This is a genomic window from Bhargavaea cecembensis (assembly GCF_001619585.1).
Taxonomy (GTDB): Bacteria; Bacillota; Bacilli; order Bacillales_A; family Planococcaceae; genus Bhargavaea; species Bhargavaea cecembensis_A.
Genome location: NZ_LQNT01000009.1, coordinates 924934 through 949910, shown reverse-complemented (window position 1 = coordinate 949910; position 24977 = coordinate 924934). Strand labels below are relative to the sequence as shown.

20 protein-coding genes are annotated in these 24977 nt (G+C 53.7%); 15 read left to right on the top strand and 5 right to left on the bottom strand.

The window, feature by feature from the left end; all coding sequences use genetic code 11:
• Positions 1–13 precede the first annotated feature (13 nt).
• The 11 genes from AV656_RS08195 (at position 14) to AV656_RS08145 (ending at position 10849) form a co-directional block, all read left to right on the top strand.
• A complete protein-coding gene (locus AV656_RS08195) occupies positions 14–1147 on the top strand; it encodes an acyl-CoA dehydrogenase family protein (RefSeq protein WP_063180705.1) in 1134 nt (377 codons plus the stop codon).
• A 31-nt stretch (positions 1148–1178) separates the two neighbouring features.
• Positions 1179–2054: a 3-hydroxyacyl-CoA dehydrogenase family protein gene (locus AV656_RS08190; protein ID WP_063180704.1), complete on the top strand. Its 876-nt coding sequence runs from the start codon at positions 1179–1181 to the stop codon at positions 2052–2054.
• A complete protein-coding gene (locus AV656_RS08185; RefSeq protein WP_063180703.1) occupies positions 2032–2808 on the top strand; it encodes an enoyl-CoA hydratase/isomerase family protein in 777 nt (258 codons plus the stop codon). The genes AV656_RS08190 and AV656_RS08185 overlap by 23 nt, the downstream gene beginning before the upstream one ends.
• A 27-nt stretch (positions 2809–2835) precedes the next feature.
• Entirely contained in the window at positions 2836–4332 is a 1497-nt protein-coding gene (locus AV656_RS08180) for a class I adenylate-forming enzyme family protein (RefSeq protein WP_063180702.1), read from the top strand.
• A 32-nt stretch (positions 4333–4364) separates the two neighbouring features.
• Positions 4365–5498 (top strand): TRAP transporter substrate-binding protein DctP, encoded by a 1134-nt coding sequence (gene dctP, locus AV656_RS08175; RefSeq protein WP_156484820.1) that lies wholly within the window; start codon positions 4365–4367, stop codon positions 5496–5498.
• A gap of 72 nt (positions 5499–5570) precedes the next feature.
• Positions 5571–6890, top strand: coding sequence for a TRAP transporter large permease (locus AV656_RS08170; RefSeq protein WP_063180699.1), 1320 nt, complete (start codon positions 5571–5573; stop codon positions 6888–6890).
• Between the two features lie 25 nt (positions 6891–6915).
• Entirely contained in the window at positions 6916–7458 is a 543-nt protein-coding gene (locus AV656_RS08165) for a TRAP transporter small permease (RefSeq protein ID WP_063180697.1), read from the top strand.
• Between the two features lie 43 nt (positions 7459–7501).
• Positions 7502–8683, top strand: a complete 1182-nt coding sequence (locus tag AV656_RS08160; protein WP_063180695.1) for a thiolase family protein — start codon at positions 7502–7504, stop codon at positions 8681–8683.
• A 142-nt stretch (positions 8684–8825) separates the two neighbouring features.
• Positions 8826–9722 carry a serine hydrolase gene (locus AV656_RS08155; RefSeq protein WP_063180693.1) on the top strand — a complete coding sequence of 299 codons (897 nt, stop codon included), beginning with the start codon at positions 8826–8828 and terminating at the stop codon, positions 9720–9722.
• Between the two features lie 182 nt (positions 9723–9904).
• Complete coding sequence (locus AV656_RS08150) at positions 9905–10447, top strand: DUF1643 domain-containing protein (protein ID WP_063180691.1); 543 nt, start codon at positions 9905–9907, stop codon at positions 10445–10447.
• A gap of 36 nt (positions 10448–10483) precedes the next feature.
• Positions 10484–10849 carry a hypothetical protein gene (locus tag AV656_RS08145; protein ID WP_156484819.1) on the top strand — a complete coding sequence of 122 codons (366 nt, stop codon included), beginning with the start codon at positions 10484–10486 and terminating at the stop codon, positions 10847–10849.
• 100 nt (positions 10850–10949) lie between these two features.
• Here AV656_RS08145 and AV656_RS08140 read toward each other — a convergent pair whose 3' ends face one another.
• A complete protein-coding gene (locus tag AV656_RS08140; RefSeq protein WP_063180686.1) occupies positions 10950–12185 on the bottom strand; it encodes a metal-dependent hydrolase family protein in 1236 nt (411 codons plus the stop codon).
• Between the two features lie 15 nt (positions 12186–12200).
• Entirely contained in the window at positions 12201–13373 is a 1173-nt protein-coding gene (locus AV656_RS08135) for a hypothetical protein (RefSeq protein ID WP_197462221.1), read from the bottom strand.
• Positions 13374–13931: 558 nt separating this feature from the next.
• Between AV656_RS08135 and AV656_RS08130 the strand changes: the two genes are divergently transcribed.
• The 3 genes from AV656_RS08130 to AV656_RS08120 are packed head-to-tail and all read left to right on the top strand — an operon-like array spanning position 13932 to position 18964.
• Complete coding sequence (locus AV656_RS08130) at positions 13932–15575, top strand: serine hydrolase (protein ID WP_063180685.1); 1644 nt, start codon at positions 13932–13934, stop codon at positions 15573–15575.
• A 16-nt stretch (positions 15576–15591) separates the two neighbouring features.
• Complete coding sequence (locus tag AV656_RS08125; protein ID WP_063180683.1) at positions 15592–17691, top strand: glycoside hydrolase family 3 protein; 2100 nt, start codon at positions 15592–15594, stop codon at positions 17689–17691.
• Between the two features lie 13 nt (positions 17692–17704).
• Entirely contained in the window at positions 17705–18964 is a 1260-nt protein-coding gene (locus AV656_RS08120) for an exo-beta-N-acetylmuramidase NamZ domain-containing protein (RefSeq protein ID WP_063180681.1), read from the top strand.
• Positions 18965–19158: 194 nt separating this feature from the next.
• Here AV656_RS08120 and AV656_RS08115 read toward each other — a convergent pair whose 3' ends face one another.
• From AV656_RS08115 to AV656_RS08100, 3 genes are all read right to left on the bottom strand, one after another.
• Positions 19159–20415 carry a cysteine desulfurase-like protein gene (locus AV656_RS08115; RefSeq protein ID WP_063180679.1) on the bottom strand — a complete coding sequence of 419 codons (1257 nt, stop codon included), beginning with the start codon at positions 20413–20415 and terminating at the stop codon, positions 19159–19161.
• A 214-nt stretch (positions 20416–20629) separates the two neighbouring features.
• The gene (locus AV656_RS08105) at positions 20630–21757 is read right to left on the bottom strand and encodes a LysM peptidoglycan-binding domain-containing protein (protein WP_063180675.1); all 1128 of its coding nucleotides are present in this window, start codon (positions 21755–21757) and stop codon (positions 20630–20632) included.
• A gap of 354 nt (positions 21758–22111) precedes the next feature.
• Positions 22112–24121 (bottom strand): N-acetylmuramoyl-L-alanine amidase, encoded by a 2010-nt coding sequence (locus AV656_RS08100; RefSeq protein WP_063180673.1) that lies wholly within the window; start codon positions 24119–24121, stop codon positions 22112–22114.
• Positions 24122–24742: 621 nt separating this feature from the next.
• Here AV656_RS08100 and AV656_RS16340 point away from each other — a divergent pair.
• Positions 24743–24970, top strand: a complete 228-nt coding sequence (locus tag AV656_RS16340) for a hypothetical protein (protein ID WP_156484818.1) — start codon at positions 24743–24745, stop codon at positions 24968–24970.
• Positions 24971–24977: the final 7 nt, after the last annotated feature.

Here is a 24977-nt window from a genome sequence, read left to right as displayed (position 1 = left end):
GAGGAAATGGATCATGTTGCTGACCGAACAAACACAAATGATTAAAGATCTCGCCCGAAAAATTTCACGTGAGAGGATCGCCCCGAATGCACAGGAAGTTGACGAAAAAGGCGAAACACCCTGGGAGAATATTAGGCTGCTCGCCGAGAACGGATTTTTCGGCATCGACGTGCCGGAGGAGTATGGCGGTGTCGGTTCCGATTCGGCTGCCCATGTTTCTGTGGTGGAGGAAATTGCTGCGGCTTGTGCATCCACTTCAGTAGCGCTTTCGACACAGGCACTGACCATCACACCGTTTCTGCTGGCAGGAACTGAAGAACAAAAGAAGAAATACGTCGTTCCGCTTGCGACCGGTGCAGTGTTGGGATCGTTCGGCATTACAGAACCCGGGGCGGGGTCGGACGTGTCCAGCATCCAGACCAGAGCCGTGAAAGAAGGAACCGGCTACCGATTGAATGGACACAAAATCTTTATTACGAATGCCGGTGACTCCGAAATCTATGTCATCGTTGCCAGGACCTCCGAGGAGCGGACAAAAGGAATCTCGCTGTTCATTGTGGAGAAGGGCACACCCGGTTTCTCCTTCGGCAAGAAAGAGGACAAGATGGGCATCCGGGGCTCGGTCACCCGTGAACTGTTCCTGGAAGATGTCTTCGTCCCGGAAGAGAATCTGCTTGGCGGTGAAGGTGAAGGATTTAAGATCCTGATGAATGTCTTCAACATCACCCGTCCGGTTGTCGGGGCGCAGGCGACCGGTATTGCGAAAGGGGCTTATGAATATTGCCTCGAGTACGTCAAGGAACGGAAACAGTTCGGAAAGCCGATCCAGCATTTCCAGATGGTCCAGTCCACCCTGGCGGACATGGCGATGAAAATAGAAGCCTCCCGACTGCTTGTCCAAAAGGCGGCTATGATGCTCGACCAAAATGATGAGGATGTCATCGCCTATGCGTCCATGGCCAAGTGCTTCGCATCGGATACCGCGATGCAAGTCACGACGGATGCCGTCCAGCTTCTGGGAGGCAACGGCTTCATCAAGGATTATCCGGTGGAACGGATGATGCGGGATGCGAAAATCACACAAATTTATGAAGGCACCAACCAGATTCAGCGGATCATCATTGCAAAACAGATTCTGGCTGATTAAACGACATTCAGGATAGATGGGGGAGAACCAAATGAAAATCACGGTAATCGGCGGAGGCATCATGGGCTCGGGAATCGGGCAGGTGGCGGCACAGGCGGGACTTGACGTTACCATCGTGGATGTTTCGGAAGCGGGACTCGACAAAGCGAAAACGAGCATTGCTGCTTCATTGGAGAAATTTGAATCGAAGAAGAAAGTTCAGAGTGCTGCAGATGTCTTAAACAGAATCCAGTTTTCCACGGATTGGTCTTCGGTGGGAGAGGCGGATGCGGTGATTGAAGCCGTTCCTGAAAAACTGGAGCTGAAAAAACAGGTGTTTGAGAAGCTTGACCGGCTTGCGGGAGAGGATTGCCTCCTGGCCTCCAATACGTCAACCCTTTCCATTACAGCCATTGCCGGCGCCACTTCACGCCCGGAGAAAGTGATCGGGATGCACTTTTTCAGCCCCGTCCCGATGATGGCCCTGCTGGAACTGGTCAAAGGCTATCAGACGTCGGAAGAGACTGTTGAAAAAGCCAGGCAGCTGGGTGTACAGCTCGGCAAACGGCTGATCACCGCCGAGAAGGATTACCCGGGCTTCCTCATGAACCGGATCTGGCTGCCGATGGTCAATGAAGCCTGCTTTGCCCTGATGGAAGGGGTCGGGACGGCAGAGGAAATCGATCAGGGCTTTATCGACGGATACGGACATAAGATGGGGCCGCTCAGAACGATCGACATGGCCGGGATCGATACGACCCTTTGGGCGATGGAATCACTCTATGAAGGATTCGGTGATCCGAAATACCGCCCGTGCCCGATTCTGAAGAAGATGGTCGAAGCCGGGGACCTCGGAAAGAAAACCGGAAAAGGCTTCTACAGCTATGAAGGGGGAGTGAAAGAGGATGCAAAACGTGTTGTTGTTTGAAGTGCATCAGGATATCGCAGTGATGGAGATCAACCGGCCACCGTACAACCCTCTGAATCCGGAAGTGATCGAGGCCATGTCGGGTTACCTTGACGAAATCTACGGTAATGACGATATCCGTGCACTGGTGATCAAGGGGTCTGGCGAGAAGGCATTCTCTGCAGGTGCAGACATCCAACAGTTTGTTTCAAAGCTTGGCTCCAGGGATCTGTCGATGACTGCAGCCTTCCATCAGGCATTCGAGAAGCTGAGCCAGCTTCCGATTCCTGTGATTGCCGCTCTGAAAGGGCATGTACTGGGCGGAGGCCTGGAGCTGGCACTTTCCTGTGACTTCAGAATCTGCGATGAGAACACCAAGCTCGGGCTGCCGGAAGTCAACCTGGGCATCTTCCCCGGGGCAGGGGGCACACAGCGCCTTCCAAGGCTGGTCGGAAGTTCGAAGGCGATGGAAATCATGATGTTCGGCGATTCCATTGGTGCGGACGAAGCATTGCAGGCAGGATTGGTCAACCGGGTGGTGCCGGCCGGCGAGTCGGACGAAGAAGCGATCCGCTGGGCGGAAACACTCGCGAAAAAGCCGAAGGCCGCAATCGGAAAGATCAAGAAAGCCGTGGTGCACGGCCAGAACCTGCCATTGGCGGAAGGACTCCGATATGAGATCGAGCTGTTCTCGGATGTGTTCAAAAACGATGATGCAAAAGAAGGCGTCCGGGCCTTTATCGAGAAACGGAAACCGAGCTTTGCCGGCCGGTAAGAAAGCTCAGCGGAAGGAGTGATGAGAATGAACCTGGATCTGAAACTGCAGGAACATGCTGAAAGCCGTCCGGAAAACCCTGCAATCGGATGGGATTCCGGAGAGCTCACCTATCGGCAATTAAATGAACAAGTCCAGAAGCTGGCCAACCGGTTCACGGAGCGAGGGATCCGTTCCGGGGACAAAATTGCGATTATCCTGGAGAACAGCCCTGAATTGGTGATCAGTTACTATGCCAGCATGCGGGCCGGCGCCATAAATGTAACAGTCAATCCGGCGCTCACATCCAGGGAGTTTGGCATCATCTTGAACGACTGCAGGCCGGAGATCATCATTACGGAAAGTAAAATTGCCGAACGTGTAAAAAACAGCGGCCTGGATTGGCCGGTGGAACTGATGGTGACCGGGCCTGATTTCGACCGCTATATCGATCAGGGGGCAGTTGAAGCCGGCGGGGGCAGCCGTTATCAGGAAGCGTGCACCATCCTGTATACATCGGGAACGACGGGTGTTCCCAAGGGGGCCGTGCTGACACATGACAATCTGTACGTCAATGCGGAAGTGTTCGGCCGGAATCTCGGACTCACTGCCCGGGACCGGTCGCTGATCGTCGCACCGCTTACACATATCGCTGCCCAGACCAATCAACTGAACACGACCCTCATCAGCGGCGGTTTTTGTTACTTGATGAAACGCTGGAAGTCGACTGCCGAAACACTCGGGAAAATGGAAGAACAGCGCATCACTTACTTTTTCGGACCTCCTACGATGATCACGTATATGTTGAACGAACCCAACCTGACAGATTATGACCTGAAGTTGAGGCTGACCTACACCGGGGCGGCGCCATTGCCTGAAGAAATCTTTCAACGGTGGGCGAAGCTGTTCGGGTTTGAAATCATCGAAGGCTACGGACTCACGGAAACTTCGCCTGTCGTCTGCATGAATCCGGTGGAGGGAGAAAAGAAGCTGAGGAGTGTCGGACTTCCCATTGAGGACGTAGAAGTCAAAATCATGAGTGATGCGTTTGAAGAAATGCCTCCGGGAACACCGGGTGAACTGGTCGTCAAAGGGCCGAACGTGATGAAGGGCTATTATGAGCGTGAAGAGGAAAACCGGAAAGCGTTCCGGGACGGCTGGTTTAAGACAGGCGATATCGCCATGAAGGATGACGAGGGCTACATCTATATCGTCGATCGGAAAAAAGATCTGATCATCCGCTCAGGCTTCAACATTTATCCGCGGGAAGTGGAAGAAGTGCTGTATATGCATCCGGCGATTCTGGAAGCTGCGGTTATTGGTTCACCGCATCCTGAAAAGGGAGAAATGGTGGTCGCCATGCTGACACTTCGGGATGGCTATGATGAATCGGTGATTGAGGAATTGGAGCCGTTTTGCAGGGAACGCCTGGCTACCTACAAGGTGCCATCGGAGTTCCGGGTCATTGAGGAATTTCCGAAAACAAACTCAGGAAAAATCATGAAAACCAAATTAAAAAAAGTAGCGGTCAGACAAATTTTGTAAGCGCTTAACTAATAAAAAGGGGTGTGGAAAATTTGAAAAAGTGGTCTCTCGGGGGCGTTCTCCTCATGTTTTCTCTTGTAGCTGCCGGTTGTGTGGAACAGTCAGGAGGAGCGGATTCAGCGGATTCCGTATCAGCGGACAGCGATGAAAAAATCGTCCTGACTTTATCATCGGGACTCAGCACGGCCAATGGCTGGTGGGAAGGATACTTCAAGCCATGGATGGAGGAAGTGGAGGAACGGACGGATGGCCGTGTGGAATTCGAGTATTATGCAAACCAGGAACTGATTCCGATCAACGAAGAACTTCAGGCACTGGAGAACGGGGCCATTGATATCGCAGCGCCTCTTTGGACGCAGTATGACCCTCAGCGTTTTCCGCTCAGTGAAGTGACGATGCTGCCGCTGCTGGAATCCGATACGATGATCGCAACCAAGGCATACGGCGAACTGGTCAAGGGCGACCATGAACTGGTTGATGGCCAGTCCTTCGTTGACCTGGAGTTCAAAAAGCGCGGATTGAAGGTGTTCGCCACTCCGACAACGGCTGAGTATGTCATCTCCACCAAAGATGTCACGCTGGATACCGCAGATGATTTGAAGAAACTTTCCCTGCGATCTCCGACACGGGTGCATGAAATCTTTGCAAACAATGTCGGCATCAGCTCCATCTCGATGCCGTCCACTGAAATGTTCGATGCGATCAACCGGGGAGCGTTCCACGGCAGCTTCTTCAGTGTTGCGGACTGGACAGGATACGGGATGCAGGAAGTCTTTAATTACACGTTCGAAGGCGTGAACCTGGGGCATTTCTCAGGAATGTGGGCGATGACGGAAGAGACCTGGAACACGATACCTGAGGACATCCAGCAGATCATGGAAGAAGCTTCTTATGAGCAGATCACAAAAGGTGCACAGGTCTGGATGGACCGCGCTGAGGTCATCCGTGAGGAAGCAGAAGCAAATGGAGCCGTGTTTGAAAAAATGGATGATGTCGATGAAGAAGCACAGCAATTGCTCGTTCAGGGAATCGAAGATACCTGGACTGAATGGATTGAAGAGCTGGAGGGGAATGGCCAGCCGGGTAAGGAAATGGCGATTCTCTGGAGGGATCTGATCGTTGAACAGGGAGGATCCGTTCCGGAAGCCATCATGAATCTGGAATAAAAAATGGTCCGGGGGAAGTTTGGGGAGCTGGGGCTCCCTTTTTTCTAAATAAAATGGAAAAGAGGTGTTCAGATGAGCCTTGGGGTGTTTTATGTCATCATGCTGGTTCTCTTCCTCGTGTTTCTGTTCGCAGGCATGCATATTCATGCCGTGCTGCTGAGTATGGGAGTCCTGGGAATCATCATGCTGGAAGGTCCGGGATATATTACTTCATTTATGCAGAGCAACCCGTATAAAGTGGTTGCAAGCTACACCCTGACCACGATTCCCTTGTTTGTATTGATGGCTCAGTTCATTGTTCAGTCGGGGATTGTCCGGGATATGTATGCACTGGTCTATAAGTTCTCAAAGGGAAAATCCGGCTTTCTCGGGACGTTGACCGTCATCATCGGCGCATTTCTCGGGGCCGTGTCCGGTTCGACGACCGGTTCATCGGCAGCGCTCGGTCAGGTTGCGGTACCGGAGCTTCGCAGACACGGCTTCCGGGACGTGACTGCCGGATCGACGATTGCAGCCGCCGGATCGCTTTCGGGAATCATCCCGCCGAGCATCATTCTCATCTTGTATGGGGTCGTGACGGAGACCCCGATCGGCTCCCTTTTTATCGCAGCGATTGTACCGGGAATCATGATGACAATCGTGATTATCGGGGTGATGCTCTATATGCATAAAGCGGATCAGAGAAAGGCGTTGCCGGACATCGAGGAAGAGATCGAAGCCGGGGAAATAGCCCCGTTAACACCACTTCGTGCGTTGTTTGTGGTCTTGGTCGGCACGATTATTGTAACCGTCATCTTCGGAGGAATTTACTCGGGCGTCTTTACGCCAACAGAGGCAGGGGCAGTCGGCGCGTTCCTCGGACTCCTTACTGCGCTTTTCCTTGGTAAGGTGAACAAGAAGTTCTATGTCGAGTCCATCACGGAAACTGTCAAGATTACAACGATGGTCTTGCTGATCATGGTGACTGCCCAGATTTTCGGGAGGTTCATTACGGTATCCAAGCTGCCGAGAGAGCTGATCAATGCGCTGGGGCCGCTGATTGAATACCCGGTTCTCATCCTGGCTCTGCTGTCCCTGATTTACTTCATCCTCTTTATGTTCATTGAGGGCGGAGCGGTCATTATTATGGCGACGCCTGTGCTGCTGCCGATTGTTCAGGAGATCAATGTAGATATTCTCTGGTTCGGCATTCTGGTATCGGTCATTTGTACAATCGGGCTGCTTACACCTCCGGTCGGGCTGAGTGTATTCGCAGTCTCCGGAGTAACGGGGATTTCAATAGAACGCCTTTTTGCCAGGTCGATGGTATTCGCAGTTGTTCTGGCACTGGTGGTGTGCAGCCTGATGATTGCGTTCCCGGGATTGGTGACCTGGCTGCCTAACCTGATGTGATGCTAAATGAGAGAGGAGGAAGAGTATGCGCACAGTCGACCAGGCGTATCGTGCCTTTCATTATGTGAAATTTGCAGGGCTATTACTGAGCGGAACGACGATCTTCTTCATGATGGCCTTTATCGTCATTGACGTGGTGACCAGAAACCTGATGGGCTCCAGTGTATTCGGAAGCTATGAAATCACCCAATATTTTTTGATGCCGCTGGCGTTCTTTCCGGCACTTGCCTATGCGTACGGTTCAGGCATCATGCCGAAGCTCGAGATGCTGACGAACCGCCTCAAACCGGTTATGCGGCGGAATATCGCCATTCTCATGATGGGCATTGAGCTTGTCCTGTTCAGCCTGCTGACTTTTTACGGATGGCAATATGCCCTTTCCGGTACGCGGGAGCAGCTGGGCTTCAGCATGAAGGGCGGGATAGTGACCTATTATCCGATTCTGTATTTTATCCCGCTCGGATTCCTGCTGCTGTCCATTGAGATTTTGTTTCTGATCATCAAGAGCTTCGGTCAGAAAGAGCCGGTCCTGGAGACGAAATTGGAGACAACAGAGGTTGAGGCCTGAGGCCGAAAATTTGAATGAATTGCGTTCAGGAAGTGAGGAAAATATGAAAAACGTTTATATTCTGGATGGTGCACGAACACCCTTCGGTTCATTCGGAGGCAGTCTGAAAGACATGGAAGTTTCGGATCTGGGAGCGGTCGCCGCAACAACCGCGATCGAACGCTCGGGAATCCCGTCGGATGAGCTTGAGCAAGCTTTTTTCGGAAACGTCATCCACTCAAGCGAGAACGCCCCGTACCTGGCGCGACATGTGGCACTCAAGTCTGGCGTTCCCGAAGAGTCGCCGGCGCTGACGGTGAACAGGCTGTGCGGCTCGGGACTGCAGGCGGCGATCAATGCGTCCCAGGCCATCCTCCTGGATGAAGCGAGCGGCGTGATTGCCGGGGGCGCAGAGAATATGTCGATGACGCCCCATGTCGTGAGGGATCTCCGATTTAAAACGATCAAGATGGGCGTTCCGCATTTTGAGGACGTATTGAGCAGTACGCTCTCCGACCCATACATCGGTCTTGGCATGGGCATCACTGCTGAAAACCTGGCAGAGAAATATGAAATCAGCCGAGGAGAACAGGAAGAGTTTGCCCTGATGAGCCAGCAGCGGGCGGCTGAAGCCCGGAGTAAAGGACGCTTCAAAAAAGAAATCATTGCGGTTTCGGGAAAGGATGGCGCTGTAGCGCTGTCTGAAGATGAATACATTAAACCCGAAGCCAATCTGGAGAAGATGAAAAAACTCCGGCCCGCATTCAAAGCGGATGGCAGTGTAACGGCAGCCACATCCAGCGGCATCAATGACGGAGCGGCAGCGCTCGTCATGGGCGATGATGCCCTTGCGGAACGGCATGGAAAGAAGCCTCTTGCAAAAGTCGTCTCCTGGGGAATCAGCGGCGTGGATCCCAAGATCATGGGGATCGGTCCCGTTCCCGCAACCAGGCAGGCACTGAAACGCGCCGGGCTGGAAATGTCTGATATCGATCTGATCGAGATTAATGAGGCCTTTGCAGCCCAAGTGCTGGCCGTCCAGAGAGAACTTGGGTTTGAAATGAAGCGGCTGAATGTCAATGGCGGAGCCATCGCGCTGGGGCATCCGGTCGGTGCAAGCGGAGCCAGGCTGCTCCTAACTCTCGCTTATGAACTGAGAGAGCAAGGAAAGCGCTACGGGCTGGCCAGCCTTTGCTGCGGAGGCGGCCAAGGGGTTTCCATGATCATTGAGAACCTTGAGGTTTGATAGAGAGTCCGGTCATTTTTGGGGGCTACTATACTTAATGCAGACATGCAGTAAACCAAGAGACTCGGCAGAATTTGCCCGAGTCTCTTTTAATATGAGAGAAAATATCGGAAAATTAAACCAACATGAAAGGGGGAGCGGCATGAGCCTTCAGGGGAAAATTGAGAAACTACTAGGGGAAACCAGCGCCAGATTCGGCGTATCCATCAGGCACTTACAGTCAGGTGAGGAAGTGCGGATCCGCGCGGATGAACGGTTCCAGATGGCGAGCGTATTTAAGGTGCCTATTCTGCTTTCGCTGTATGAACAGGTCCATGAAGGCAGGATCGACCTCACTACGCGGGTTGCACTCACGAAGGAGGAGCGGGTGCCTGGCTCGGGTATTTTGCAGGAGCTTGATCCCGGCCTGCCGGTGACGATCAAGGACCTTGCCACCCTCATGACGATCGTCAGCGACAATATGGCGACCGATGTCCTGCTTGGGATGCTCGGGAAGGAAGACGTACAGGAAACGATGAAGAGGATCGGAGCGGAGAATATCTCCATCGTACATTCCTGCTGGGAACTGCTGAGCCTGGCGGTGGGAATGGATCCGGTTCCGTATAGCGAGGAATCCTGGAAGCAGTTGAACGAGCGGCTTGAGATGGATGTGGACGAGGAGTCGGGCAAGGAAAATCTGGTGATGAGGACGGACTTGGAGAACAATCTCTGTACTCCGGATGACATGACGGCAATCCTGACGAAGTTGGCCGAAGGGGCGTTTATCGATCCGGCTGTTTCTGGTGCTGTCCTCGACATCCTCTACCGCCAGCAGCTCAACGACCGGATTCCTGGAAGACTTCCCGCAGGAATGCCTGTCGCCCATAAGACTGGAACGATTGCTTCCGCCATCAACGATGCCGGCATCATCGGACTGCCCGGCGGTAAAGGCCCGCTGGTCGTCAGTATCTTCTCCGCAGACAATCCGACCACAGAGAGCGGGGAAGCGGTCATCGCCCGTATTGCCGAAACCGCTTATCGGCATTTCACGGAGTCATGATAGAAAGCAAAAGGGGCGGCGATTGTGTGAATGGTAGGGTGAAAGAATACCGTTTTTGGAAGAATTGAATTCTCATTAGAGAAGACCCTTCATCATATAAATGAGGAAAGCAGCTATTATGGCTGCTTTTTTAGATGGTGAAAATCGATTGTGATAGGTGGAATGAACAGGGGGAGAGGGGAATGAATATGGTCGTCTGGAGAGAAGAGAATGTCCGGATCGAGTCTGGTTTCTGGCCAAAAGATGAGAGTGTTCTTGTGATGTTTGATCATACGGACAGGCACCGCTACCGGCTAAGCGTAACTTGGGAGACGGGCAAACCGGAGTGTCTGTTCGTGATGCTGAATCCAAGCACGGCGGATGCCGGAAGTCCGGATCCGACGCTGAAACAGTGCATGAATATCGCCAGGCATCAAGGCTGCGGTTCACTTGAGGTCGTGAACCTTTACTCCTTCAGGGCGACAAAACCGACGGACCTCTTTGCTTCAGAAGAACGCCATCACTTCCCGAATGACCGGCACCTGGCCGACGCAATCGGAAATGCCCAACAAATCATCGTTGCATGGGGGCAGCATGGCGGCAAGGATGGCCGGGATCAGGCGGTCCTTGAAATGATCCGGGAAACCGGAAAAACACCGTACTGCCTGGGAACAACGATAAAAGGAATGCCTCGCCACCCGCTCTTCCTGCCATCCGATACGCCGCTCGTTGAATATACACGCTGACCGGCCATGAGGCGCAATCCGGTTTTTCGATTCCTGATGCAAATCGGACTGATGGCTGAACAGTCTTCCCGGAGGAAGCGTGAGCAATCGTACACACGCGGTGAGATGGGCGAATGGGTGAACCAGGGGGATGACTGGGAAGAAGACTGGATCTGGGTCGACAGCGACGAGGCTAAGCGGCTCTACAGAATCTGTTACATCAACATTTATAAACGGAGAAATGGCCATGACTTCATCATCTCCTGGAAGCGCGACCCGGATGCCGACCACGTCCAGGAATCCGTTTACCTCCACATTGATCAGGCCGTCTCCATCTGGTCAACTTATTACAGGCACGAGGGGAAAGTCACGGTGATCCGGGAAGTGGAGGATGAGGAGTGGGAGGGGGACGCGTGGTTGTAAGCGGGACATCGAAAAAACCGCAGACAAAGCGAATTTCTTCGCCTCATCTGCAGCCAGGAGCGCGTCTCCCATAAGATGCGCTTATTTCTTATTCAGAAACTTACTGTCCCTTTACCAATTCTCCGTCCTTGATGACGGTGAGGATCTGGTCAGGATTCGCCAGGGAATGGATGTCATCGAGCGGGTTGCCTTTGACGATGATGATATCTGCAAGCTTGCCTTGTTCCAGCGTCCCCACTTTGTCTTCCCAGCCCATGCATGCTGCGGCGGACTTGGTGGAGGCGACGATCGCATCCATCGGGGTCATGCCGCTGTCGACCATGAGGCCGAGTTCGCGAAGGTTGGTGCCGTGCCGGAATACGCCGGCATCGGTGCCCATCGCGATGTTCACGCCTGCCCGGTAGGCCTTTGTGAAGCTGGCTTTGTGGTCTTCGATGACTTCGATGGATTTATCGACAGCCGATTGGGGCATGCCGACTTCTTCTGCGGTTTCCAGGACGGAAACAGGCGCAAGGAGGGTCGGTACCAGATACGTGCCGTTTTCTTTCATCAGTTCGATCGCTTCGTCATCCAGGTAGATGCCGTGTTCAATCGAGTGGACGCCCGCACGGACTGCGTTCTTGATGCCTTCCGCGCCCTGGGCGTGTGCCATTACTTTGACGCCCTTGCGGAAACGGGCTTCTTCCACGATCGCCGATAGCTCTTCGAACGAGTACTGGGTGAACTCAGGGTGGTCGGTCGGGCTGAGGACGCCGCCCGTAGCGTGGACTTTGATGACTTCCGCTCCTGCGCGAAGCATCTCACGGGTTTTCTTCCTGACTTCATCCACACCGTCCGCAATTCCGTTCGGCATGCCGCGGTATCCGGAAGGGGAGATGTCGAACACATCTCCGTTGATCTGCATTCCGTCCCCGTGGCCGCCGGTGATGGTGAGGGCATTGATGCTGAGCTGGATGCGCGGCCCCTGGATCAGCCCGTCTTCAATGGCCCGCTTGACGCCAAGGTCGGTTCCGAGTGCGTCCCGGACAGAGGTCACACCCGCGTCAAGCGTTGCTTTCATGTAAGACATCGCCTGATAATACATGTAGCTGAACGGCGTCGTCAGCCGCTGCTGGAGCGGCGCGTATTCAAACATCATATGGACATGCGTGTCGATGAATCCGGGGAGGACCGTGTTTCCGCCCGCATCGATCACGGCTTCTTTACCGGTTCTCGAATAGCCCGGATCGTCCCCGATATATTCAATCTTGCTGTCCTTTACAACGACAATTCCCTGGCGCGGTTCGCTGCCGGTGCCGTCGATGATCTGTCCGTTTTCAATGATGGTCGTGGTCATCAGCAATTCCTCCAATTACAAGAATGAAACGAGTATTCCTGCGATAAAGACCGAAGCGATGGTGACCGTCGTAAATCCGCCGATCAGCATCGGAGTCAGCAATTCGTTGAAGATCGTTTTTTCTTCTTCTTTTGTACGGGCCGTGCTTCGTGCCACCTCTTCACATAGCAGGTAATCTGCCGGGAAGCCGAACAGGGCGGTGAGCGCGACCGGCATCCCTTTCAGCGGATCCCATTTGACGAGTTTGGCTCCCACGTATCCGCCGAGCGCGATGCCCGCAGTTCCAAGGATGATGATTGCGGCAACGGCCGGAAGCTGCGTCATGACATCCTGAGGGGAGACGCCTGCCATGGATCCGATGACGACGAACATGATGCCGACCAAGGTCAGTGTGAACGAGTTCGCCTTCACGAGGGATTCCTGCTCGAGGAAGCCGATTTTTGCACCGATGATCCCGAATACGAGGCACCAGATGCTGTAGTTGATCGGTGTAACAGAACCGAGGACGACGCCGAGCGCACCGACAACGAAGACGAGGAACAGCCGGATGGTCATGCTGGAGCGCACCGGCCCGAGTTTCTTCGTTTCCTCCAGTTCTTCAGCAAGCTGGCTGTTCATCGGTGTAAAGGTGCCGGCATCGATTTTGCTGATCAACCGCTTGGCATAGGAGCGCATGAAGTTCAGGGCGAGCGGCATGCCGATCAGGCCCTGGAACGCGACAATCAGTGCGGGGATCAGGGCAATCGTACCCAGATCCAATTCCTGCAGTTTTTCGGTCGTGATGATCATCGCCACCACGCCGCCGCTGATCGGACCCATGCCCGCTACCGCCGTTTCGAAATTAAAGACAAACGGAATGATCGTGAAAATCAAGATGGCTGCTACAACAACGCCGGCCAACGAGATGATGACTGCGCGATACTGCTCCCGGAGCACCTTCATCGGAATGAGTGTCCCCATATGGACAATGGCAGGCCCGATCAGAATGGCCCCGAGCGCTGCGAACTGCGAGCTTTCCAGAATATTGTCCGGGAAGATGCCTGTCCAGGTAAGGATCATGAAGCCGACCATGGCGGTCAAAAGCATCGGAACACGGGCGCGTGACACAATGGATAACCATTCCCCGAATGCGAGCAGTGCAAAAACTAGCACAGTGGCAACAAGAGGATTGTGAATGATTTCTGACATAATAGAGGCCTTCCTTCCAAGCTGATTCATTGCGGCAACCAAGTTAGCTGATGCAATGCACTGATTCTACAGAAAATAAAGAAGAAGAGTCAATGGAATTTTTAGAAATATATCAGATTCTATATATTCAGTTTTTCCTTTGGATAGTGAGAAACCTTGCAAATAAAGGCCATTCACTAATTGGAGGTGTCATTTGTGGAAAATATTGTTCTTTTTCTTATGTTTCAATGGAGGCGCTTCCAATGAATTGTTGTGACAATAGATTCCAATTTTGGAGTGTTCAAATGGATGGGGAAGGCCTTTCTGTTTTTCTGAATAGATGATCGTTCTGCTCCGTGAAGGATAACCGAATGGGGTCCATTTTTTATGTCGAGGGGATTACCTGCATTACCGACGTATTCTTCCCGCCCACAAAATGATTAAAAAGAAATGGTGCTATCGCCCCGATTTCGGGAAAGCGTTTTCCCGTTCAAGTACTTCTGTATGATAGGCACATTTTGGCATCTCCGATAAACTGTTTGAAAGTACTGTCAATTCAGAAGGGGAGAAGGGGAAAGCATGCTGAAAGTAACGAAAAAAGCTGGGGTGGCCGCAGCCTTGGCGGGCACAATGGCACTCGGAACCGTCTTTGCAATGCCGGTTATGGCAGCAGGGGGAGCGGTCAACAAAGATTGGGACCGGCCGGGGCCGATGTCGCCGGTGCTGCATCCGGGTTCTGTGAAGGGGGCCGGAATGGTCCAGGCGCCATTGGATTCAATTGATGGGGCAATCCGCCAAAGCATCGCGGACCGGACCTTCCCGGGTGCCGTGGTTTTCGTGGCGAGGAACGGCCATGTCGTGAAGCATGAGGCATACGGGCATTCGGCGCTTTACACCGATGACCGGTTCACGAAAATGGACGAGCCCGTCGCCATGACGGAGGAGACGATTTTCGACCTGGCTTCCATCAGTAAGATCTTCACGACGACCGCTGCGATGAAGCTGTATGAGCAAGGGCTTTTCTCGCTGGATGATCCGGTGGCCGAGTACATCCCGGAATTCGCCGACAACGGCAAGGAAGACGTGACGATCCGCCAGCTGATGACGCATACGTCCGGGTTCACTGCGTGGGTGCCGCTTTACAGCCGGGGAGAGAGCCGGGAAGACCGTCTGGACATTGCCCACCGCTATCCGCTCGCCAATCCTCCGGGTACGAAGTATACCTACAGCGACCTGAACATGATCACGCTCGGTTCCCTGGTGGAACGGCTTTCCGGAAAGCGTCTGGACCAGTTCATCCAGGATGAAATCACGGGGCCGCTCGGCATGAAGGATACGATGTACAATCCGCCGGCAAAGCTGAAGCACCGGATTGCCGCAACTGAATACCAGCCGGCATTGGGCCGGGGCATCGTGTGGGGCAGTGTCCATGACGAAAATGCCTGGTCGCTGGACGGCGTGGCAGGGCATGCGGGCGTGTTCTCGACTGCAACTGATCTCGCCAAGTTCGCGCACATGTTCCTGAACGATGGCCGTTACGGCGGCAAGCGGATCCTGAAGCCGGAAACGGTCCGGCTGCTTGAGGAAAACCAGATTCCGGGATTCCCGGGCAATGACCACGGGCTTGGATGGGAGCTGAACCAAGGCTGGTATATGGATGCACTGGCTGACTCGGGTACTGCAGGACATACCGGCTACACGGGTACAAGCATCGCCGTCAGCAAGAAAAACCATACGGTTGCCATCCTGCTCACGAACCGGGTCCATCCTTCCAGGAATACGATTTCGCTGAACACAATCAGGCGGACGGTCGCGCGCCATGTGGCGGACGCCATTCCGGCACCGCTCCCGAAACATGAAGAGATGTGGTTCTCGGGTTACGGGGACCGGCTTGACCGGACAATGACGTTTGAGCTGAACGGAGCGGCAACAGAGCTGTCGTTTGATTCCTGGCACCGCCTGGAAGACGGATCGGACTATGGCCGGATGGAGGTTTCATCAGACGGGGTGAATTGGACGGAACTCGCGGCTCTGACCGGAAACGGCGGGGATATGGAGCGGGTGAGGGCGGACCTGCCGGAAGGAACCGAATTTGTCCGCTTCCGCTATGACACTGACGCATCGGTGAACGGCCGGGGCTGGTATGTAGGGAACGTGCTGGCAGATGGGGAATCTGTCGAGCCTGCCGGAGATACCGACGGCTGGGCTTTGAGAGACTATTAAAAGGGAGGAATGAGGAATGCCAAGTATGCGGAAGGTGTTGCTGCTGCCGTTTCTGATCGCGGTACTGATTGCGACACCAATCATGTCGGGGGCAAGCGCTGCGGAGGGGCCGGATGTCAAAGATCTGGTGATTCTCCAGAACGTCCCGGAGATTGACCATGAAGCGGAAAACGGGGAGCTGCAGCTGACGGCACTCCATGTGTATCAGGACGGACATTTTAAGAAAACGGCTGACCAGACATGGTCTTCTTCCAATAAAACAGTGGCGTCAGTGGATGCTTCGGGCAAGGTGACCGTCACCGGAAAGCCGGGGAAAACGTGGATCAGCGTAACGGACGGAACGTATTCCGACCGAATTGCCATCCAGGCAAAGCCCGATCCGGATGCAAGAGAATCTAAAGGCAAGCCACCTGTAAAGGTCACGGTCGTGAAGGAAGAAGGCGACCGCTACCATATCGTGGATAACGCCATCGGCCAGATGACGATGGAGGAAAAGGTCGGGCAGATGCTCATGCCGGACTTCCGCAACTGGAAAGGGAAAAACGTGACGGAGATGCTTCCGGAGATTGAGCGCCTCGTGAAGGACTATCATCTCGGCGGCGTGATCCTGTTCCGTGAAAACGTCGTGACGACCGAGCAGACGACGCGCCTCGCGGACGCCTATCAGGCGGCCTCCGAAAAGTACGGGATGTTCCTGACGATCGACCAGGAAGGCGGCATTGTGACGCGCCTGCAGTCGGGAACCGACATGCCGGGCAATATGGCACTCGGTGCGACCGGTTCCGAGGAACTGGCCTATGATACCGGCCGTGTGATCGGCGAGGAGCTGGCTTCCCTCGGCATCAATTTCAACCTGGCACCGGTGCTGGACGTGAACAACAACCCGGACAACCCGGTGATCGGCGTCCGGTCATTCGGGGAAGATCCTGAGCTGGTCGCGAATCTTGGCACCGCATATGTGCAGGGTCTCCAGGACACCGGAACTGCGGCAACAGCCAAGCATTTCCCGGGCCACGGGGACACGGCGGTCGATTCCCACCTTGGACTGCCGGAGGTACCATATGACAAGGAACGCCTGATGGAAGTCGAACTGTATCCGTTCCAGCAGGCGATGAACCACGGGATCGATGCCATCATGACGGCTCACGTCACTTTCCCGAAGATTGATGACACGAAAGTGATTTCCCGAAAAGACGGCACGGAGATCCATCTTCCGGCTACACTTTCGCACAAAGTGCTGACCGGTCTCATGAGAGAGGAAATGGGGTATGACGGGCTCATCTTCACAGACGCCCTGAACATGCAGGCGATCGCCGACCACTTCGGCCCGGTCGAGGCAGTCATCAAGTCAATCCAGGCAGGCACTGACATCGTGCTCATGCCGGTAGGTCTGGAAACCGTCGCGGAAGGGGTGTACGGCGCGGTCCGCTCCGGAGATATTTCCGAAGAACGCATCGAAGCTTCCGTCAAACGGATCCTGACGCTGAAACTGAAACGCGGCATCATCAAGGAAGAAAACCCGCAACCGGTCGAAGAAAAGATCGCCAACGCCCTTGAGGTGGTCGGCTCTGAAGAGCATAAGGCAGTGGAACGGGAAGTGGCGGAGCGGTCCGTAACACTCGTGAAAAACGAAGATGTCCTGCCGCTCGCTCCAAATGCAGATGACCGGATTGTCGTCGTCGGAAACACGTATATTGACGACCTGTACAATGCAGTGAAGGCCAAGCATGCCAATACAGTGCTGATCAAGGCCAGCGCTCCTTTGACAAAGGCACAGCTGGATCAGGTGAGGGAAGCGAAGGCGGTCATCGCGGGAACAGTCACTTCCACTGTCTCGCAGCGCTCCGCGACAAGCGCTCAGATGCGGATGGTCAACCAGCTGATCACGGAAACCGAAACGCCGGTGATCGGTGTCGGCATCCGTAATCCTTACGACATCATGGCTTACCCGAATACGGATGCTTACCTTGCGCAGTATAGCTTCCGGACCGCGAGCTTCAAGGCGACTGCTTCGATCCTGTTCGGTGAAGTTGCACCAACCGGGAAGCTCCCGATCACCATTCCTGGTGCTGACGGCGGTGTCCTGTACGATTACGGCCATGGATTGACATACTGAGGAGGGAAGTTCATTGAAAAAACGACTGATCGCCCTGCTGACCGCCCTGCTCGTTCTGTCCACACTGACGGTCGCATTCGCCGACCATGACAAGGGCAACGGCAAGTCACAGGACCATAACAAACACCGGAAAGGGAATGAAATCTCCCTTGGGGTGGATGTGCTGCTGGACGAACAAAAAGAGCTGATTGAAGGCAAGCGTGTCGGGCTCATCACGAACCCGACCGGCGTCGACAAGGATCTGAGCAGCATCGTCGACCTCCTCCACAATGATCCGGAAGTCGAACTGACGGCGCTGTATGGCCCTGAGCACGGTGTCCGCGGCGACGCTCAGGCAGGCCAGTATGTCGAGTACTATATCGATGAAGTGACCGGCCTTCCGGTCTACAGCCTGTACGGCAAGACGCGCAAGCCGACACCGGAGATGCTCGAGAATGTCGATGTCCTCGTCTTTGACATCCAGGACGTCGGCACTCGCTTCTACACGTACATCTACACAATGGCGCTGGCGATGGAAGCGGCAGAAGAAAAGGGCATTCCGTTCATCGTCCTCGACCGTCCGAATCCGCTTGGCGGGGAGAAAGTCGAAGGACCGGTGCTGGATCCGAAATTCGCCTCATTCGTCGGACAGTACGCCATCCCGCTCCGCCACGGCATGACCGTAGGCGAGCTCGCCAAACTCTTTAATGCAGAATTCGGCATCGGTGCGGACCTGACTGTCGTGGAAATGAAGAAATGGAAACGCAAATCGTACTTCGACGAGACCGGACTTCCATTCGTCCTGCCGTCCCCGAATATGCCGACACTGGACACGGCCCTTGTCTATCCGGGCACCGCGCTCATTGAAGGGACGAACGTCTCTGAAGGAAGAGGCACGACCAAGCCGTTCGAACTGATCGGCGCACCGTTCATCAACAGCACAGAACTCGCGGCTGAACTGAACGCCCTGGAACTCCCGGGCGTCACCTTCCGCGCGGCGTCCTTTACGCCGATGTTCTCCAAGCATTCGGGCAAACTGTCCCACGGCATCCAGGTTCACGTCACGGACCGTGAAGACTACCAGCCGGTAGAAACCGGACTCCACATCGTCAAAACGATCCACGACCTGTATCCGGAAAACGTTACCCTGACGTCCTTCTTCGACAACCTGATCGGAAACGGCTGGATCCGTCAGGGCATCGAGAACGGCATGACTGTCGAAGAGATGAAAGCACAGTGGGAAGAGGAACTGGAAGCGTTTAAGGAAGTCAGAGAGAACTACCTGTTGTATTAAAATGAATGGCGCTTCTGCAGCGGATTGTCGAATGTGAAGCAAGCCTAGCCGAATGTGAAGCAAACATGGGAGATGAATTTCAGCCAATAGAAAGGGATTGGAGCGCAGGCTCCAATCCCTTTTCTCATTCAAATGACCCTCTGGTATCGGTGCCACTCAATCAACTCTTGAAACGCTCGTGTCCCCGGTCACGATCACACACGGCCTCCTGCCTGCAGTGCGGGGGTGCGGACGATTTCCCTGGTCGCCTCGAGGAAGCGGTCGATTTCGAATTCGGTGTTGTACGGAGCAAGCCCCGCACGGATCCAGCAACCGGACTCATGCACGCCGGCCCGCTCGGCGAGACGGGTTGCGTAAAAGTGACCGTCTGCCACAAAGATGGAATGCTCATCGGCCATCCGCCGGCTGAATTCTGCAGGGGATAGCCCGTCTGCCGTGAACGCGAACGTCGGAGTTTTTTCGATCGTATGGGGTGCCTGATAGAGGCGGATGCCCTCAATGGCACCCAACTCAGCCCGGATCTTATCGGCCAAAGCATTTTCATGCGCCTCAATTCTGCCATAACCGTCAAGGATGCGCTCGCGGCGGGTCTCCCCATTCCCAAGACTTTCAATAAACCCGATCGATTCCTTGACCCCGGCGATGCCGGCGAAGTTCTGGGTGCCGGTCTGGAGATTATCCGGATAGTCCGCATCGGACGGCGCGACCTTATACGGCTTCAGCTCCTTGAAAACAGAGGAGCGGATGACCGCCATACCGATATGCGGCCCGAAAAACTTGTAGGCGGAGAACAGCAGAAAATCGGCGTCCAGCTCCTCGCGGTCGATCGCAAAGTGCGGCACCGCATGGACGGCATCGACCGCGGTTAGCGCGCCAGCTTCCCGGGCCTTCCTGATGATTGGCCGGAGATCCGGAATGGTTCCGACGGCGTTCGATGCAAGTGTTACCGCCACGAGGCGTGTACGGCTGCTGATGAGGCTGTCCAGATTGGACAGATCCAGCGTCAGTGTCCCGCTGTCCACCGGAATCCAGTTCACCTTGACCCCTTTGTCCTCCGCTGCCGATAGCCACGGATCGATGTTCGCCGGATGGTCCATTTCGGTCAGGACGATTTCATCGCCTGGCTTCCAGTCTCTGCTCAATGCACGGGCAATTGAAAAGGCCAGTGACGTCGCATTCTGCCCGAAAGCCACCTCGTCCGGGTGCGCATTCACCAGGTCTGCCACGGCCTCCCGGCTATCCCGGATCATCGCCTCTGTCTCACGGCTTGTCGGGAACTGTCCGTGCAGGTTGGCATTGCCGTTGGACATATACGCAACCATCGCATCGATTGCGCCCTGTACCACCTGGGAACCGCCGGGCCCATCCAGGAACACGACCGGCTTTCCGTGATACGTGCGCCCAAGGGCCGGAAACTGCTTTCGGATCTCATCAATCGGATATGCTGACATGATTGTGCCTCCTGTTTGTTACGAGATGACCGGTAGGAGCGGCGCGGTTGCAGAGGCGGGTCATGGTGAAGCGACAGATCGTACCGCTTGCCGGTTACAGTTTCTTTTCGAGAAGGGGAGGGGGAAGTCCTGTAATAAAGTTATTAGAGAATACAAAAACCCTTGGACCTTCCGGAAAGAAGAGTCCAAGGGTTTTACCCGATTAGAGAAAATTTTATAGTGCGGAGTAGTGACGCTTGTACTCACGCTTGAATTTGCCCCAGTAGCTGTCGTTCACGCTGCTGACCGTAATGCCCTGTGAAGAGCTGGCGTGGATGAACTTGCCGTTGCCCAGGTAGAAGCCCATGTGCGAGACGTGATTCGCACCGCCGTAAGTACCGCGGAAGAATACGAAGTCGCCTGGCTGCGGGTTGCTGATGTCGAAGGAACGGTCGTAGTAGCCGGCAGCCGATGTACGGGAATGGCTGACGCCTGCTTGCTTCAGTACATAGTAAATGTACCCGCTGCAGTCAAAACCGGCGGTTGTCGTGCCGCCCCACTTGTATGGGATGCCCTTTAGACCTTGGGCAATCGAAACAAACTTGGAGAGTGAAGGGGAAGCGGAAGTCGAAGCTTCAGTTTTGGAAGCAGATGCCTGGACGACTTTTGAAGAATCCGACGATCCGGATACTTTTTGTGTTGTCTTGACAGGCGTTCCGCTTACCTTAAGCTTTTGTCCCGGATAGATCATAGTCGACTTAAGGCCGTTCAGGTCCATAATCTTGCGATAAGTGGTGCCGTGCTTTCTGGCGATTCCGCCAAGGGTATCTCCCGACTTAACGGTATAGGACGAAGTATTGGAAGAAGTCGTCGAAGCTGACGTGGTCTTGGTTGTGGATGTGGATGTGGTCTTCGATGGCGCAGAAGCAGTAGTTGCAGTACCGCTGACTTTCAGAACTTGTCCGACGAGGATCAGGTCACTGCGAAGGCCATTGAGCGACTTAATATTGGATACGCTTGTCCTATGCACAGACGCAATCTTGCTCAGTGTATCACCGCGCTTGACGGTGTAGGTTGAGGCCGAAGATTGGCTGACGGGCTTGGAAGCAACCTTGGTGGAGGATGTTGGTTGAGCGTTGTTCGAAGCGGCAAGTTTCAGTACCTGACCCGGGAGGATTAGGTCACCGCTGAGGTTGTTATAGCTTTTCAGGGATGAAACGCTGACATTGTTTTGGGAAGCGATTTTCCAAAGGGTGTCACCGGATTTGACTTGATATGTGTCAGATGAAGCTTCTGCGTCGCCAGTGGCGATAAACGTAGCAAGTGCTGCAGTGGTCAAAGCCGAGAATACGATTTTTTTCAACGTTATTTCCCCCTGGTTTTAGAGTTGTTTTTATATGGCACTGTTATTAATCATAAGTTTAGAGATTTCTACCCGTGTATATAATCTATTGCTCATTTTAGCAGAGTCATAGAGATTAATAGATTACAGTTAGATTACAAAATGCTTCACGTTTGTAATAATTGCTACCAAATCTTACAAACGTATTAATAAAAGATTGCTTTTGCGAGAAAAAGCTCGATTCCGGAGAGGAGACAGAGTACGGACCTTTTGGACAACAGAAGCGGTTTGCATATGACAAAACTCCCTCCCGTCACCGCCAGAGGCAGGTGGTATGGGAGGGAGCTTAGTTATCCGAACAGGTCGGGTCATGTATTATCTCAGGAGGCTTGCCATCTTCTGCTGGGACGCCGGTCCGAAATAACCGTCCGGCGTGAGTCCGTGCTTCTTCTGGAAGGCGATGGCCGCTGTGCGGGAGCCATAGCCAAAGCTTCCGTCGATCGCCATCTTGAAGCCGACGGTGTTCATATCGCGTTGCCAATCTTTAACGGCTGATCCGGTCGCGCCAAGCGACAGCGTCTTGCCGTAAATCATGCCGCCTGACGTTGCCGGCTTCTCGGTTTTTTCGGGTTCAGCCGGTTTGGCCGACTTGGAAGAACCGTTGAGCAGGCTCGCCATCTTCTGCTGGGAAGACGGACCAAAGTAGCCGTCCGGCGTGAGTCCATACTTTTTCTGGAAAGCGATGGCCGCAGTGCGGGATCCATAGCCGAAGCTTCCGTCGATCGCCATCTTGAAGCCGACCATGTTCATGTCGCGCTGCCATTCTTTAACGGCTGATCCGGTCGCGCCGAGCGACAGCGTTTTGCCGTAGATCATGCCGCCGGACGTTGCCGGTTTCTCAGTTTTTTCGGGTTCAGCCGGTTTGGCTGGCTTTGCCGGCTTGGAAGAACCGTTGAGCAGGCTCGCCATTTTCTGCTGGGAAGACGGACCGAAGTAGCCGTCCGGCGTGAGTCCGTACTTTTTCTGGAAAGCGATGGCCGCTGTACGGGAGCCGTAGCCGAAGCTTCCGTCGATCGCCATCTTGAAACCGACCGTGTTCATATCGCGCTGCCAGTCTTTAACGGCTGATCCGGTCGCGCCAAGCGACAGCGTCTTGCCGTAGATCATGCCGCCTGACGTTGCGGGCTTCTCGGTTTTTTCGGGTTCAGCCGGTTTGGCTGGCTTTGCCGGCTTGGAAGAGCCGTTGAGCAGGCTCGCCATTTTCTGCTGGGAAGACGGTCCGAAGTAGCCGTCCGGCGTGAGTCCGTACTTTTTTTGGAAAGCGATGGCCGCTGTACGGGATCCATAGCCGAAGCTTCCATCGATGCCCATCTTGAAGCCGACCGTGTTCATGTCGCGCTGCCAGTCTTTAACGGCTGAACCGGTCGAGCCAAGCGACAGCGTCTTGCCGTAAATCATGCCGTTAGACGGGGTGGACGGGGCCGCAGCAATTTGCTTCAGATAATCTCCGCTGACATAAGCAGTTGTCCCATTGAAGCTGAATCGGTACCAGCCGTTTGACGTTACGCCGGTGACTTGAATCTTGTCCCCTTGATTGAGTTTTCCCAGTGACCGGTATTGGGTCGTGTTGCCGGTTCTGACATTCAGGTTATTCGCCGTTGATTCAAACGTGCCGTTTAATTGCTGGACATTGATTCCTGAAGCGTGCTCAGCACCTCCGCTTCCCGTCGAAGGGGCAGATGCGTTTTCTTTAAGCGGAAGATCCATTGCTTGAGCAATTCCGAGTGTTATGGCAGAAGCCATGTCGTTCATGAAGTTGTTGTTCCGGAGATGTGCTGCATCTGTCGGGTTATCGACAAACAGGATTTCGAGAAGGATGGAAGTCATGCCGGATTCCCTAAGTACATGGAAATTGGCGCTTTTCTTTCCGCGGTTATTCAGCCCGTAGCGATTCAGTACCTTTTGAACTTCTTTGTTGATCTCATTCTGGACTTCACGGTCTTTTGCTGTGGCATTTCCGGAGTGGATATAATCTTCATATCCGGAACCACCAGAAGCGTTATGGTGGACAGACACAAGCAAATCGGCGCCCCAGTCATTGGCCAGATCCGTTCTTTCCCGAAGGGAGAGGAAAATGTCCGAGTCACGGGTCATCCTTGTGTTCACTATGTAAGAAGCATTGAGTTTCTGGTTAATCATCAGTGATAGCTTCAGGTTCAGATTCTTTTCCAGCAGCCCATTTCCGAGAGCCCCGGCGTCATGTCCGCCATGACCAGGGTCAACGACAACCTTGGCAGGTGATTCAGCCAGAACGGCAAATGGAGCAGACAGGGAGAGGGCAACGGTAACGGCGAGGATTTTCTTGGACAGTTTGTTTTTTTTCATTTCATCCACCTTTGAATAGATTTTGGAGACAGTGCCATAATGGACGATCCGTTCTCCTTGCTGCGGGTTTTGACGAATAACAGAGAATTATCTGCAACGAGGAGAATTCCGGAATATTATAGCATAATTTTATTGATAAAAATTAGTGTCACAGTAATAGTCATCCATAAAAAAGGAGGATTCTTCCTTGAGAAGCCTGAAATCATAGAAAGCCGCTGTTTTTGAGGGAGTTTTCCATCCTGTGTTTATTGGAGGTTTTGCGGTTATTAGGGAAAAAACATAGTTTCGACTAATATGGAGTTGGGAATAAATAGTTAAAGTACCGCAATGGAGGTAACGCGAAGATTGGAGAATTCCGCCGAATACCAAATGTTTTCGTACGAGATCTTACGTTTATACATAGACTTAATAGAATGCAAGGAGAAAGACATGCAACTGCAGATTGCTGAGGACATCGACTTGCTGGAACGCGCTATTAGCGCCTTACAATGATCGTTTTAGAACGATCTTTTTTATTTTCCGCCGTTAAACAATGGTTTGCTTTCTGTTTAGAAATCCGGATGGAAACAACAAATAATCCGCATAATAAAGCCAGAATGACAAGATGGAGGCGAGAAGTTCATGACCGAACCACATCAGGTCTGCGTCGAATGCGGAAAAGAGTTTGACCCCGCCCAATCTTCTGAACCCGATCGCTGTGCAGACTGCATTACACCGGACGAGGAAGTTAACCCGACCGGCGGGCCGAGCACCTATGTCGAGGACCCTCACGACACCCAACCATCCGACCCATACGATCCGAATCCTGACGATCTGGAACCAAAGGATTATGAGGAAGACGTGGAGTAGGGATCCC

Coding starts and splice junctions, on each gene's coding strand:
- AV656_RS08195 (WP_063180705.1), top strand. CDS start 14: ATGTTGCTGACCGAACAAACACAAATGATTAAAGATCTCGCCCGAAAA.
- AV656_RS08190 (WP_063180704.1), top strand. CDS start 1,179: ATGAAAATCACGGTAATCGGCGGAGGCATCATGGGCTCGGGAATCGGG.
- AV656_RS08185 (WP_063180703.1), top strand. CDS start 2,032: ATGCAAAACGTGTTGTTGTTTGAAGTGCATCAGGATATCGCAGTGATG.
- AV656_RS08180 (WP_063180702.1), top strand. CDS start 2,836: ATGAACCTGGATCTGAAACTGCAGGAACATGCTGAAAGCCGTCCGGAA.
- AV656_RS08170 (WP_063180699.1), top strand. CDS start 5,571: ATGAGCCTTGGGGTGTTTTATGTCATCATGCTGGTTCTCTTCCTCGTG.
- AV656_RS08165 (WP_063180697.1), top strand. CDS start 6,916: ATGCGCACAGTCGACCAGGCGTATCGTGCCTTTCATTATGTGAAATTT.
- AV656_RS08160 (WP_063180695.1), top strand. CDS start 7,502: ATGAAAAACGTTTATATTCTGGATGGTGCACGAACACCCTTCGGTTCA.
- AV656_RS08155 (WP_063180693.1), top strand. CDS start 8,826: ATGAGCCTTCAGGGGAAAATTGAGAAACTACTAGGGGAAACCAGCGCC.
- AV656_RS08150 (WP_063180691.1), top strand. CDS start 9,905: ATGAATATGGTCGTCTGGAGAGAAGAGAATGTCCGGATCGAGTCTGGT.
- AV656_RS08145 (WP_156484819.1), top strand. CDS start 10,484: ATGCAAATCGGACTGATGGCTGAACAGTCTTCCCGGAGGAAGCGTGAG.
- AV656_RS08140 (WP_063180686.1), bottom strand. CDS start 12,185: ATGACCACGACCATCATTGAAAACGGACAGATCATCGACGGCACCGGC.
- AV656_RS08135 (WP_197462221.1), bottom strand. CDS start 13,373: ATGTCAGAAATCATTCACAATCCTCTTGTTGCCACTGTGCTAGTTTTT.
- AV656_RS08130 (WP_063180685.1), top strand. CDS start 13,932: ATGCTGAAAGTAACGAAAAAAGCTGGGGTGGCCGCAGCCTTGGCGGGC.
- AV656_RS08125 (WP_063180683.1), top strand. CDS start 15,592: ATGCCAAGTATGCGGAAGGTGTTGCTGCTGCCGTTTCTGATCGCGGTA.
- AV656_RS08115 (WP_063180679.1), bottom strand. CDS start 20,415: ATGTCAGCATATCCGATTGATGAGATCCGAAAGCAGTTTCCGGCCCTT.
- AV656_RS08100 (WP_063180673.1), bottom strand. CDS start 24,121: ATGAAAAAAAACAAACTGTCCAAGAAAATCCTCGCCGTTACCGTTGCC.
- AV656_RS16340 (WP_156484818.1), top strand. CDS start 24,743: ATGACCGAACCACATCAGGTCTGCGTCGAATGCGGAAAAGAGTTTGAC.